Consider the following 11,279-nt stretch of genomic DNA (forward strand, 5'->3'; position numbering starts at 1 on the left):
CCCTCATGTCGAGCACTGTCCTGCGCCTGGCCGCCGAGGCCGGAGAGCACCACGAGAAGGTCAACCACTGGATCGTCGGGCTCATCGCCCTGGTGATCCTGTTCGGCGCGATGGGCGCGCTGCTGATCTTCGGCGCTGGTCGCGAGCACTCCTGAGCCGGGAGGTCGCCCCGTGACCGCCCTGCCGCGCACTGACGACAGGCAGGCGACCGGCCCGCGGCGCGTCGGGGTCATGGGCGGCACGTTCGACCCGATCCACCACGGCCACCTGGTGGCTGCCTCCGAGGTCCAGGCGTGGTTCGACCTGGACGAGGTCGTCTTCGTGCCGACCGGCGATCCCTGGCAGAAGTCCGACCGCGAGGTCAGCCCGGCCGAGCACCGCTACCTGATGACGGTGATCGCCACGGCAGCCAACCCGCGGTTCACCGTCAGCCGGGTCGACATCGACCGCTCGGGCCCGACGTACACCATCGACACGCTGCGCGACCTGCGCGACTCGATGCCTGACGCGGAGCTGTTCTTCATCACCGGTGCCGACGCGCTCGCGGAGATCTTCACCTGGCGCAATGTCGAGGAGCTCTTCGCGCTGGCTCAATTCGTGGGTTGTACCCGTCCTGGGTACACCATGGACGAGGAGACCCTGGCCAACATCCCGGCCGACCGGGTCACCATGATCGAGATCCCGGCCCTGGCGATCTCCTCGACCGACTGCCGTGAGCGGCACCGTCGTGGGGAGCCGGTGTGGTACCTCGTTCCCGACGGCGTGGTGCAGTACATCGCCAAGCACGACCTCTACCCAGCCAAATCTTCTCAGCCCGATCGGAAGGGCCTATGACTGCCACCGACTACGCACTCGAGCTCGTCGTCGTCGCCGCGCGCGCCGCCTCGGACAAGCTCGCCTCCCAGATCATCGCCTTCGACGTCAGCGAGCAGCTCGCCATCACCGACGCCTTCGTGCTGGCCTCGGCCAACAACGAGCGCCAGGTGCAGGCGATCGTCGACGAGGTCGAGGACAAGTTGCGCGAGCACGGCGCCAAGCCGATCCGCCGCGAGGGCGCACGTGAGGGCCGCTGGGTGCTGCTCGACTACGGCGACGTCGTCGTGCACGTCCAGCACGAGGAGGAGCGCCAGTTCTACGCCCTCGAGCGGCTCTGGCGCGACTGCCCCACGATCCAGCTCCCGGCCGACGTGGTCTCGCACGAGCGCTAGGCGCACGGTGGGGAGACGACTGGTCCTGCTGCGGCACGGGCTGACCGCGTGGAACGCCGAGCACCGCTTTCAGGGGCAGGCCGACACCGAGCTCACCGAGACAGGCGTGCTGCAGGCCAAGGCCGCAGCGACGGCGCTGGCGGCGTACGAGTCCTCGATGGTGTGGTCCTCCGACCTCACCAGGGCCGCGATCACGGCCCAGTACGTCGCGGAGGCGTCCGGAGCCGATGTCGTCCCGGACGCGCGCCTGCGCGAGGTGCACGTGGGAGCATTCCAGGGTCTCACGCACGCCGAGGCCGTGGAGCGGTTCGGCGTCGGACCGTGGGACTACGGTGACCACGGCGGCGAGAGCGACGCCGCGACAGGGGAGCGGGTGGCTGCGGCGCTCACCGACGCCGCTGTGGCGCTGCCGGACGGGCGGACGGCCGTGCTGGTCTCGCACGGCGCTGCGATGCGCAGCGGCCTGCTGCGCTTCCTCGGCTGGCCCTTGGAGCAGGTCCGTGCACTCGGTCCGCTGGACAACTGCGGCTGGATCGAGCTGATCGACGAGCCGGGGACGTGGTTCCAGAGCGCTCCGTGGCGGTTGGCGGCGTACAACCGGGTGACCCCGATTTCCTGAACGAGAGCCTCTCCGCTAACGTTCTTCTTCGTCGCCGGGAGTCATTCCTAGCGAGTCCGGGGCTGTGGCGCAGCTGGTAGCGCATCTGCATGGCATGCAGAGGGTCAGGGGTTCGAGTCCCCTCAGCTCCACCGGATGGTGATGCCCCTAGGGGCGATCGTCCGCACAAGAGAACACGGGGCTGTGGCGCAGCTGGTAGCGCATCTGCATGGCATGCAGAGGGTCAGGGGTTCGAGTCCCCTCAGCTCCACCGAGTCGCAAGCGGAGCGGTCCACTCGGACCGCTCCGCTTCGGTCATCTCCAGGCTCAGTGAGCCGGGTGATGCCAGAACGCCAGGTGAAGATGATGGCCGTGCCGGGCGAGCTGGCCGGTCGACGGTCTGGCTGCCTTGGAGCGAGTGAGCCGGCCGGTCACGCCGAGCATGGCAATGCCCAGGACGACGAGCAGGACGACTGTCTGGGCGCCGAACCACAGCACCCATGCGGCGACTGACATGAGGCACCTCCTTGTTCGTCTCCACGGTGCCACGCGACGGCTGGATTGGCACCCGTCGAGAGGCACGTTTCTGACATTCCGGGCGATGCGATGTCGCTCGACGGGTCACGTCTGGTCGGCGGACCGAATTCAGCCGCTGTTCACCCAAGTCGTACGCCGGCCGGCGTACGGCCCACTAGCGTTCCTGCGTGCTGCCGGGTGTTCGTGCGTCGTTGACGCTGTTGGTGACAGTGGTCGTCGTTGCCGGCAGCGTCGCGTGTGACGCCGGCGGGAGCGACGCAGGGCTCGGCCTGCCGACGTCGTCGGGACTCAACCCGACGCCCGTGGCGGCACCGACTCCGGTCAGCGCGGATCCCTCCCAGCCGGTGTCGCCGCCACGATCGGACCCTCCGACGCCGCGATCGTCGGCTACGGCCCTGGTGGCTGCCACCGGGCCTGCGACTCCCGCAACGGCCTCGGTGCCCCCTGTACCCGCGGCCAGGGCCTGTACCGCCAGCGGTACGCGGCTGGAGACCGTCGGGCTGCGACGGGTGAGCGACTCCGGCGGCGACCCGGTCATGGCCACCGACCTGCGCGTCACCAATCGGTCCAGGAGGAGCTGCGCTCTGCACGGGTGGGCGCGGGTGGCGCTCTACGGGAACACCACGCAGGTCGTTTGCGTGGCGGGGCAGCTGGACCCCGCCTGCGGCGGTCCCGCCGACACCGCCCATCGCGATGAGCCCGATCCGGTGCCGTCGACCCAGCGGGTGCAGGAGTGGAACCTGGCGCCTGGCCAGCACGAGGACTTCAGCCTGGTCTGGGGCGGCGTCGTGATGTGCGCCGTTCCGGCGTACGCCGCTCGGATCACGCTCCCCGGTGACTCACGGGCCCGGCGGATCGTATTCCCTGAAGGAAACAACCCCTGCGTCAAGGAGCTCGGCGGTGACACGCTCGGGCCGATGCTCATCACCCCGTTCGGAGTCGCGGGCTGACTCGACCGCGCGGGGACGTACGGGCGTGTTGTGCTGGCGTGACGGAGCCATCACTCGACCGGGACGGAGCCATCACTCGACGAACGCAAAGCGCCCCGGTCCTCGTGTGAGGACCGGGGCGCTTCGAAGGTGTCGCGCGAAGATCAGATCGCGCGGACGTTCTCCGCCTGCAGGCCGCGCTGGCCCTGCGTGATGTCGAACTCGACGTTCTGACCCTCGTCAAGGCTCTTGTAGCCCTGGGTCTGGATCGCGGAGAAGTGGACGAACACGTCGTCGCCGCCGTCGTGCGAGATGAAGCCGAAGCCCTTCTCGGAGTTGAACCACTTCACGGTGCCCTGTGCCATGCTTGTTCCTTGGTGATAACGACGCCTCATGCAGAGGCGTGCGGTGGAGCTGAAGACATCCGCATTGCACCTGATGTCCAGCTAAGCCGGTGATACCAAGAACCAACAAGATGAGCCCGGGTGAAACTCACCGCGGGGAAGCCGCCGCTTGGCCGCTCCTTCAACATCCCCAACAGTAGCAGGCCCGGGGCGTCCGGTCCGATTTCAGGCCGATTATGCGGACAAGAACTCGGCGAGGGCCGCGTCCAGGTCGATGTCGAGGTACTGCTCCAGCGGGTTCGCGTGTCCACACGCCTGCCCGTCCAGGTGCTGCGCATAGTCATAGGAGATGGCCATGCCGCTCAGCCCGGCCAGGGCGAACATCGCGTGCACCAAGTGTGTCGGAGGCCGCCAGCTCTTGAAGCCCATGTCCTTCACCCTCTCCGGCTCGGCCGCACGTCTTGCGGCCGGTGGGTGGTGAATCTAGAGCATGACTGTGACGGGTGTCACTAGGTCTGGCCGCAAGCGAACATTGAGATTGTTTAACGCATTTGTTGTTCGTGGGCGGGGTGTGGCGGGGTCGCAGCCTGGCTTCGCGCCGCCCTCTTCCGGTGGGTGGAAGCGGCCCTGGTGATCGGCTGCGGAGCGGGCTTGACTGCTGGGTGAGGCTTCGAGAAGGGATGGATCCATGGGCAACGCCTGGGACAGCAAGATCTTCAGCGGCGCGTTCGTCGCCGGCAGCGGAGGTATGTCGGAGGTCACCGCTCCGGCGACCGGCGAGGTGATCGCCACCGTCGGCCGTGCGGATGTCGCCGACCTGGACGCGGCGGTCGCCGCGGCGAAGGCGGCGCAGCCCGCTTGGGCGGCCCTGCCCTACACCGAGCGTGCGGCGGTGATGACGAAGGCGGCCGCACTGCTCGAGGCCGCGCCTGAGCGACTGATCCGCTGGCTCGTGCCCGAGGCAGGATCGGGCCAGGGCAAGGCGGGCTTCGAGGCCATGTTGGTGACCTCCGAGCTCAGTGCTGCTGCCGCCCTGGCGGCGCAGCCCTACGGTCAGATGCTGCGCAGCATGAAGCCCCGTGTCTCGATCGGCCGCTACGTGCCGGTCGGCGTGGTCGGGGTGATCAGCCCGTTCAACTTCCCGGCGATCCTCTCGATGCGCTCGGTCGCACCGGCCCTCGCGCTGGGCAACGCGGTCATCCTCAAGCCCGACCCGCGCACGTCGATCTCCGGCGGTCTCGCGCTGGCCGAGATTCTTGCCGAGGCCGGGCTGCCGGAAGGCCTGCTGCACGTGCTGCCGGCCGGGGCCGACGTGGGTGCGGCGCTGGTCGCGCACCCCGACGTACCGTGCCTGTCGTTCACCGGGTCCACTGCCGCCGGCCGCAAGATCGGCGAGGCGGCTGGCCCGCTGCTGAAGAAGGTGCACCTCGAGCTCGGCGGCAACAACGCGCTGCTCGTCATGCCCGACGCGGACATCGACGCGGCCGCCTCGGCGGGTGCCTGGGGCTCCTTCCTGCACCAGGGACAGATCTGCATGACCACCGGACGGCACCTCGTGCCCAACGACAAGGTCGAGGAGTACGCCGCGAAGCTCGCGGAGAAGGCGCGGCACATCCCGGTCGGTGATCCCAGCGACCCGGCGAACGCGCTCGGCCCGATCATCGACGAGAACCAGCTCAAGCACGTGCACTCGATCGTGGAGGAGACCGTCGCCGCCGGCGCGAGGCTGCTGGCAGGAGGCACGCACGAGGGGCTGTTCTACAAGCCCACCGTGCTGGCCGACGTACCCCTGGACAGTCCGGCCTTCTCGCAGGAGATCTTCGGCCCTGTCGCGCCGGTGGTGGGCTACGAGACGCTGGAGGAGGCGGTGGAGATCATCAACGCCAGCGAGTACGGCCTCTCGGTCGCGATCCTGACCGCCAACCCGTTCCGGGCCTTCGAGCTCGCCGAGGGCATCAAGTCGGGTGCGGTGCACATCAACGACCAGACGGTCGATGACGAGGCGGTCGCGCCGTTCGGTGGGGCGAAGGCATCGGGCGTGGGCGGCCACTTCGGCGGCTCGGTCAACCTCGACACCTTCTGCGACGTCCAGTGGGTCACGATCCAGGGTGAGATCGAGCGGTACCCGTTCTGAGGCTCGGCGGGGACGGGGGCCTGACTCGGCGGGGACGGAGGCCTGACTCGATGGGGACGGAGGCCTGACTCGGCGGCCATGTCACCTACTCTCACCCTGCGCTGAGTAAGGTCGCGCTGTGCTGACCTGGTTCGAGCGGAACACCCACTCCGCGAGCGAGTGGACCCTCGAGTCGCTCGTGGCTGCCAAGGCCGAGCACCGTGTCAGCCTCGTCGTACCCGCGCGGAACGAGGCTGCCACCGTCGGTCACGTCGTCTCCCGGGCCCGCGAGGCGCTGATGGAGACGGCCGCGCTCGTCGACGAGATCGTGGTGATCGACTCCGACTCGACCGACGCCACCGCCCGGATCGCCGCCGAGGCGGGAGCCGACGTGTTCGCGGCCGGCGAGATCCGGCCCGAGCTCGGCACCTACCCGGGCAAGGGCGAGGCGATGTGGAAGTCGCTGTTCGTCACGCGGGGCGACCTGATCGTCTTCATGGACGCCGACCTCATCGAGTGGGACACCCACTTCGTCCCCGGCCTGCTGGGTCCGCTGCTGACCCGACCGGAGATCGAGCTGGTCAAGGGGTTCTACCGGCGCCCCGGCGAGCACGGCCTCGACGGCGGTCGGGTCACCGAACTGGTCGCCAGGCCCCTCATCGCGATGCACTACCCGCAGCTCGCGGGGCTCGTGCAGCCGCTCGCGGGGGAGTGGGCGGTGCGCAGGAGCCTTTTCGAGACGCTGGCCGTGCCCGTCGGGTACGCCGTCGAGATCGCGGCGCTGATCGACACCGTGACCGACCGCGGTGTCGACGCGATCGCGCAGGTCGACCTGGGCCGGCGCGGACACCGGCACCAGGACCTCTTCGACCTCGGCCTGATGTCGACCCAGCTCCTCGCGGCGGTCTCGCGCCGGCAGGGCGGAGCGGGGCACGGCAGTGTCCACGAGATCGCCGTCGAGCAGTTCCTGCCCAGCGAGGTCGGCATCGCGCGGGTCACCCGCGAGGTCGCCACCCGCGAGCGACCACCAGCACGGGAGGCCGGATGACCCTGCGCCTGAGGCGGCACGCCTTCAGCGACGACCAGACGCTGATGATGGCGATCGTCAACCGCACGCCCGACTCGTTCTTCGACAGGGGCGCGACCTGGGCCGAGGACGCGGCGTTCGATCGCGTTCGGCTGGTCGCCGAGCAGGGTGCGGAGATCGTCGACATCGGCGGGATCAAGGCGGCGCCCGGTGTCGAGATCGGCGCCGAGGAGGAGAAGTCGCGCGTGGTCGACTTCGTCGCCCGCGTCCGCGCCGAGTACCCCGACCTCGTCATCTCCGTCGACACCTGGCGCGCCGAGGTCGGCGCCGCGGTCTGCGAGGCCGGCGCCGACGTCCTCAACGACGCCTGGGGCGGCGCCGACCCGGAGCTGGTCGACGTGGCGGCGCAGTACGGCGCCGCGATCGTGTGCACGCACACCGGCGGAGTCACCCCGCGCACGCGCCCCTACCGGATCGAGTACGACGACGTGATGCGCGCCGTACTCGACGACACGCTCGGCTACGCCCAACGAGCGATGGACGCCGGGGTCGCCCGAGAGTCGATCGTCATCGACCCCGCGCACGACTTCGGCAAGAACACCTTCCACTCCCTGGAGATCACCCGCCGGCTCGGCGAGATGGTGGAGACCGGCTGGCCGGTGCTGGTCTCGCTGTCCAACAAGGACTTCGTCGGCGAGACGCTGGACCGGCCGGTCGGGGAGCGACTGCTCGGGACGCTGGCCGCGACATCGATCTGCGCATTCGCCGGCGCCCGGATCTACCGCGTGCACCAGGTGGAGGAGACCCGGCAGACCGTCGACATGGCCTGGACCATCGCAAGTCGACGCCGACCTGCCTACGCGATCCGGGGGATCCAGTGAAGATCGTGCTGATCCCCGGCTGCCTCGCCCTGCTGCCGGAGCACGCCTCGCTCCGCGATCCGGTTGCCGACCTGCGCGTGGCGGTCCTCGAGGCCGCCTCCTGGCTGGGCGACGACGTCGAGATCATCGCCACCGAGCAGGGACGACGCGTGGCGCGCAGCGTGCTCGCGGATCGGCAGCGGAGCACTGCTTCGGCGAGCGCCGGGCGCGATGTGCTGGTGGTCGCCAACGGGAGCGCGTGTCGCACCGAGAAGGCGCCGGGATTCCTGGACGGTCGTGCCGAGGCGTTCGACACCGCGCTGGGCGCTGCGCTGCGCGAGCCGTCACCCGCCGCGCTGCTCGAGGTGGACGACGCGCTCGCCACCGAGCTGTGGGCCGACGTGGCCGCCCTGCCCGAGCTGGCCGAGCTGCTCGGCGGCGCGCGAACCGCCGCCGTCGATTACGACGACACGCCGTACGGCGTGCAGTACTGGGTCATCCGCTGGCAGGCCTGAACCCGGCGCCGACCCGTGGAACGCGGTGAAGATCGTGGGGACGGTCCTCAAACGTCGAGGAACGACACGTGGCTCCCGACGATCAGCAGGACGCGCCGGTCGGGTAGCTCGATCGTGCGGACCGAGGCGGGATCGGCCGTGGCGAGGCGGATCGTGCGGCTGGCCATCGTGTCGCCGCTGACGTGGTACACACCGAGGAGCGCGCCGCCGCGGGCGGTGGAGAAGGTGGTGAACGCGGTGTGCAGGTCCGGCGACCATGTGAAGGCTCGCGGATCGTCGCCGGCGGTCGGCCAGGTCCAGCGTGGCAGCCTGGCCGTGCGGATCTGACGTACGTCGGAGGCGTCGCTGATGTCGAAGAGTCCGACCTGGGAGCGCTCGTCCTCGGCGCCGCCGGCGAACGCCACCGTCTGCCCGACGCCGAGCAGCAGGCCGCCGCCGATCGGGTGGAAGTAGGTCGAATAGCCCGGGATGTGCAGCGCTCCGGCCAGGCGCGGACGACTCGGGTCGGCGAGATCGACGGTGTAGACCGGATCGGTCCGCCGTGCCGTTGACACGATCGCCAGGTCGTCGAACCAGCGTGCTGCGGTCAGCGTCTCACCGAGGCCGAGGCCGTCGACCCGGGCGAGCTCGACGAGCTCTCGGCCGACCGGGTGCAGCGTGACAACAGCGCTCGCCCTCTTCTTGCCGGCGCCGTGCGTCAGGGCGACGCGGAGGATGCCATCAGCCTCGTCCATCGACCACCTGCCCGCGATCGAGCCCTTCAGCTTGCCGGTCGCCACGTGCGTGGCGGCGGTCCCAGCGAGGTCGAACTGGAAGATCGTGGTGGTGTCGTCCCCCGGCTCACGTGTTGCTGGGCCGTTTCCGGCTGGGCGCAGGCAATCGCACCTGAGGCCGTCCGCCCCGCCCGATGCGAGGTAGAGGCGGTCGGCTGACTCGTAGGCCGTGTCCACCACCCCGGCGATGCCGATCGCGTCGAGGTTCATGGGCGTGCTCGCGTCGAAGCCGACGACGCTCTCGGTGCCGAGGGTGAGGCCGGACGGAGGCAGCGCCACGTCACCGCAGTCGAGGAGGGGGCGGCTGCCCGAGCCGTCGTCGTACCGGGGGAGCCAGTCATCGAGGGTGGTGTGTGCGACGATCGCGCGGTTGCGGGCGAGCGCCCGCTTGGCGGTGAGAGTGCCGTGAGGACTCACGAACGGCAGGTCGGGAACGCCGTCGGCGAGCACCAGCCGGACCACGTTGCCGTGCTGTCGTGCCGAGACCGACGCGCCGGAGTAGCGGACGTCCGAGGTCACGATCGGGTGGGTCGGGTCGGAGAGCGACACGGCCTCCACACGGGTGCCGCCCCTCGCCTCGCGGGTGGTGTCGTTGCCGATGGCGACGACGGTCGTGCCGCTGAGGAGGATCTCGCCGCCGCTCAGATGGGGCAGCGTCAGGTGCGCGACGGTGCCGACCTCGGGGCCGCTGACGTCGTAGACGGTCAGTCGGGCATCGTTGATGCGGACCAGCAGCGAGCCGTCGGTCTTGACGTCGTCGGGCTCATCGACGCCCGCCTCCTGGACATTGGTCCCGGTCGCCGAGCTCCCCAGGGCGGCCTCTGCGCTGCGGGTCGCGAGCGGGGCGGTCGTCGTGGCCGCGAGGCCGTGCAGGATCGGACCCTCCGAGAACTGACCGGCCCAGCCGTACGCGGTCACCTGTTCGGCCGCCCGGCGGCGGTAGTCGGCGAGCAGTGTGGTGCAGGACGTGGCGGGGTGGAGGTCGGCCTGGAACGCACTGGCGCGCAGCCCTGCGTCCCCAGCCGCACCGTCCTGCGCGCTCGTCGCGCCGTGGCCGGAGCCGCCGGCCCCGCTGCCGCGCAGCCCGTCGTGCGTTCCGACGTACGCGGAGGCGACCGCGACGACCACGCCGGCGACGAGCAGGGGGCGTACGGCGCGCCGGCGCCGGCGCAGCTGTGCCTCGCGGCGCGCGCGGCGCAGTCGGGCCTCCCGGCGCCCCTGCGCGAGCAGGGCATCGATGGGGGGCGTCGAAGTGGGATAGCTGGCCCACAGGTCTTCGAGGTCGGTCATGGCCTGCCTCCGGTGACGTCGGCGAGATGGTCGTTGGCGCTCAGCTGCGCCAGGGAGCGGGCCAGTCGGCTCTTCACGGTCCCGGCCGGGATCCCCAGGGCCGCCGCGGTCTGGGCCTCGCTGAGCTGGACGAAATAGCGCAGCACGACGACCTCCCGCTGCTCCTTGGACAGGGTCGCGAGGGCTCGATGGACGGCATCGGCGATCTCGGTGGCCTCGGTGGCGTCGGGCACCGGCTTGTCGATCGCCTCGCGGGGACTGCGGATGCGGTGCCACGCTGATCGTCGGTCGGAGCGCAGGACGTTGAGCAGCATCCGATAGACGTAGCCGTCCCGGTTCTCGGCCGACCGCACCAGGTCCCACTTGCGGTAGCACAGCAGGAGGGTGGCCTGCACCAGGTCCTCGGCCTCGTGCGGCGTAGCGCCGAGGAAGACGGCAGAGCGGACCAGCGTCGACCACCGCTCGGTGACGAACGTGGCGTACTCCGGCTCGTGCTGCATCCCTGGCTGGCCCCCGTGTCGACGCTGTCTGACAGTACGACGCCTCGGGCCGCTCGGTCGGTTCCCTGCGATTCAACGAAATGTCGGCGACGCGCCGCCGGAGTTTTCTTGACTCTTTCAAGATTACGGAGAAGACTCCGAGCATGTCCTCCATCGGCCGCTACGAGCAGATGCTGCGCGAGGCCGAGCTGCGGGTGACCCGCCCGCGACTGGCCGTGCTGGAAGCGGTGCATCGCCACCCCCACGCCGACACGGACTCGCTCCTCAACGCGGTCCGCGGTGACCTGCCCGAGGTCTCACACCAGGCGGTCTACGACTCGCTGAACACGCTGACCGCCGCCGGCCTCCTTCGCCGCATCCAGCCGCGGGGGACCGTGGCGCGCTACGAGTCGCGGGTCGGCGACAACCACCACCACGTCGTCTGTCGCGGCTGCGGTGTCATCGCAGACGTCGACTGCGCGGTCGGGCACACGCCGTGCCTGACCGCGGCCGATGACCACGGCTTCGTCATCGACGAGGCCGAGGTCATCTATTGGGGGACCTGCCCCACCTGCTCCATGGCTCGCGCCTGATAACCCGTCTCCG

General features: G+C 70.1%; 15 protein-coding genes and 2 tRNA genes. 12 read left to right on the top strand and 5 right to left on the bottom strand.

The window, feature by feature from the left end:
- The first annotated feature begins 5 nt into the window (after positions 1-5).
- The 6 genes from H036_RS25410 (at position 6) to H036_RS0114740 (ending at position 2,077) form a co-directional block, all read left to right on the top strand.
- On the top strand, positions 6-155 hold the full coding sequence (locus tag H036_RS25410) for a hypothetical protein (protein ID WP_017935563.1): 150 nt from the start codon (positions 6-8) through the stop codon (positions 153-155).
- A gap of 16 nt (positions 156-171) precedes the next feature.
- Positions 172-834 carry a nicotinate-nucleotide adenylyltransferase gene (gene nadD, locus H036_RS0114720; protein WP_017935564.1) on the top strand — a complete coding sequence of 221 codons (663 nt, stop codon included), beginning with the start codon at positions 172-174 and terminating at the stop codon, positions 832-834.
- Positions 831-1,208, top strand: coding sequence for a ribosome silencing factor (gene rsfS / locus H036_RS0114725; protein WP_017935565.1), 378 nt, complete (start codon positions 831-833; stop codon positions 1,206-1,208). The genes nadD and rsfS overlap by 4 nt, the downstream gene beginning before the upstream one ends.
- A 7-nt stretch (positions 1,209-1,215) precedes the next feature.
- Positions 1,216-1,827 (top strand): histidine phosphatase family protein, encoded by a 612-nt coding sequence (locus H036_RS23005; protein WP_017935566.1) that lies wholly within the window; start codon positions 1,216-1,218, stop codon positions 1,825-1,827.
- Positions 1,828-1,885: 58 nt separating this feature from the next.
- A tRNA-Ala gene (locus H036_RS0114735) sits at positions 1,886-1,958 on the top strand.
- 46 nt (positions 1,959-2,004) lie between these two features.
- A tRNA-Ala gene (locus H036_RS0114740) sits at positions 2,005-2,077 on the top strand.
- Positions 2,078-2,133: 56 nt separating this feature from the next.
- Here H036_RS0114740 and H036_RS0114745 read toward each other — a convergent pair.
- Positions 2,134-2,322: a hypothetical protein gene (locus H036_RS0114745; RefSeq protein ID WP_017935567.1), complete on the bottom strand. Its 189-nt coding sequence runs from the start codon at positions 2,320-2,322 to the stop codon at positions 2,134-2,136.
- A 530-nt stretch (positions 2,323-2,852) separates the two neighbouring features.
- On the opposite strand from H036_RS0114745, the gene H036_RS0114755 reads away from it, so the two are divergent.
- Positions 2,853-3,293, top strand: coding sequence for a hypothetical protein (locus tag H036_RS0114755; protein ID WP_017935569.1), 441 nt, complete (start codon positions 2,853-2,855; stop codon positions 3,291-3,293).
- 143 nt (positions 3,294-3,436) lie between these two features.
- On the opposite strand, the gene H036_RS0114760 is transcribed toward H036_RS0114755, so the two are convergent.
- The gene (locus H036_RS0114760; protein ID WP_017935570.1) at positions 3,437-3,637 is read right to left on the bottom strand and encodes a cold-shock protein; all 201 of its coding nucleotides are present in this window, start codon (positions 3,635-3,637) and stop codon (positions 3,437-3,439) included.
- 213 nt (positions 3,638-3,850) lie between these two features.
- Positions 3,851-4,045: a hypothetical protein gene (locus H036_RS0114765; protein ID WP_017935571.1), complete on the bottom strand. Its 195-nt coding sequence runs from the start codon at positions 4,043-4,045 to the stop codon at positions 3,851-3,853.
- Positions 4,046-4,304: 259 nt separating this feature from the next.
- On the opposite strand from H036_RS0114765, the gene H036_RS0114770 reads away from it, so the two are divergent.
- From H036_RS0114770 to H036_RS0114785, 4 genes are all read left to right on the top strand, one after another.
- The gene (locus tag H036_RS0114770; protein ID WP_017935572.1) at positions 4,305-5,750 is read left to right on the top strand and encodes an aldehyde dehydrogenase family protein; all 1,446 of its coding nucleotides are present in this window, start codon (positions 4,305-4,307) and stop codon (positions 5,748-5,750) included.
- A gap of 118 nt (positions 5,751-5,868) precedes the next feature.
- Positions 5,869-6,777: a glucosyl-3-phosphoglycerate synthase gene (locus tag H036_RS0114775; RefSeq protein ID WP_017935573.1), complete on the top strand. Its 909-nt coding sequence runs from the start codon at positions 5,869-5,871 to the stop codon at positions 6,775-6,777.
- Positions 6,774-7,637 carry a dihydropteroate synthase gene (folP, locus tag H036_RS0114780; RefSeq protein ID WP_017935574.1) on the top strand — a complete coding sequence of 288 codons (864 nt, stop codon included), beginning with the start codon at positions 6,774-6,776 and terminating at the stop codon, positions 7,635-7,637. Before H036_RS0114775 ends, folP begins: the two co-directional genes overlap by 4 nt.
- Positions 7,634-8,131, top strand: a complete 498-nt coding sequence (locus H036_RS0114785; protein ID WP_017935575.1) for a hypothetical protein — start codon at positions 7,634-7,636, stop codon at positions 8,129-8,131. The genes folP and H036_RS0114785 overlap by 4 nt, the downstream gene beginning before the upstream one ends.
- 47 nt (positions 8,132-8,178) lie before the next feature.
- Here H036_RS0114785 and H036_RS0114790 read toward each other — a convergent pair whose 3' ends face one another.
- Positions 8,179-10,194, bottom strand: coding sequence for a beta-propeller domain-containing protein (locus H036_RS0114790; RefSeq protein WP_017935576.1), 2,016 nt, complete (start codon positions 10,192-10,194; stop codon positions 8,179-8,181).
- A complete protein-coding gene (locus H036_RS0114795; RefSeq protein ID WP_017935577.1) occupies positions 10,191-10,694 on the bottom strand; it encodes a SigE family RNA polymerase sigma factor in 504 nt (167 codons plus the stop codon). Before H036_RS0114795 ends, H036_RS0114790 begins: the two co-directional genes overlap by 4 nt.
- Before the next feature lie 143 nt (positions 10,695-10,837).
- Between H036_RS0114795 and H036_RS0114800 the strand changes: the two genes are divergently transcribed.
- Positions 10,838-11,266 (top strand): Fur family transcriptional regulator, encoded by a 429-nt coding sequence (locus H036_RS0114800; RefSeq protein WP_017935578.1) that lies wholly within the window; start codon positions 10,838-10,840, stop codon positions 11,264-11,266.
- The last annotated feature ends 13 nt before the right edge of the window (positions 11,267-11,279 follow it).

The sequence above is a fragment of the Nocardioides sp. Iso805N genome (assembly GCF_000364605.1).
Classification (GTDB): domain Bacteria; phylum Actinomycetota; class Actinomycetes; order Propionibacteriales; family Nocardioidaceae; genus Nocardioides.

What these genes read in the sequence shown, in the direction of transcription:
- H036_RS25410 (WP_017935563.1), top strand. Translation starts at nt 6, where the DNA reads ATGTCGAGCACTGTCCTGCGCCTGGCCGCCGAGGCCGGAGAGCACCAC.
- rsfS (WP_017935565.1), top strand. Translation starts at nt 831, where the DNA reads ATGACTGCCACCGACTACGCACTCGAGCTCGTCGTCGTCGCCGCGCGC.
- H036_RS0114745 (WP_017935567.1), bottom strand. Translation starts at nt 2,322, where the DNA reads ATGTCAGTCGCCGCATGGGTGCTGTGGTTCGGCGCCCAGACAGTCGTC.
- H036_RS0114760 (WP_017935570.1), bottom strand. Translation starts at nt 3,637, where the DNA reads ATGGCACAGGGCACCGTGAAGTGGTTCAACTCCGAGAAGGGCTTCGGC.
- H036_RS0114765 (WP_017935571.1), bottom strand. Translation starts at nt 4,045, where the DNA reads ATGGGCTTCAAGAGCTGGCGGCCTCCGACACACTTGGTGCACGCGATG.
- H036_RS0114770 (WP_017935572.1), top strand. Translation starts at nt 4,305, where the DNA reads ATGGGCAACGCCTGGGACAGCAAGATCTTCAGCGGCGCGTTCGTCGCC.
- folP (WP_017935574.1), top strand. Translation starts at nt 6,774, where the DNA reads ATGACCCTGCGCCTGAGGCGGCACGCCTTCAGCGACGACCAGACGCTG.
- H036_RS0114790 (WP_017935576.1), bottom strand. Translation starts at nt 10,194, where the DNA reads ATGACCGACCTCGAAGACCTGTGGGCCAGCTATCCCACTTCGACGCCC.
- H036_RS0114795 (WP_017935577.1), bottom strand. Translation starts at nt 10,694, where the DNA reads ATGCAGCACGAGCCGGAGTACGCCACGTTCGTCACCGAGCGGTGGTCG.
- H036_RS0114800 (WP_017935578.1), top strand. Translation starts at nt 10,838, where the DNA reads ATGTCCTCCATCGGCCGCTACGAGCAGATGCTGCGCGAGGCCGAGCTG.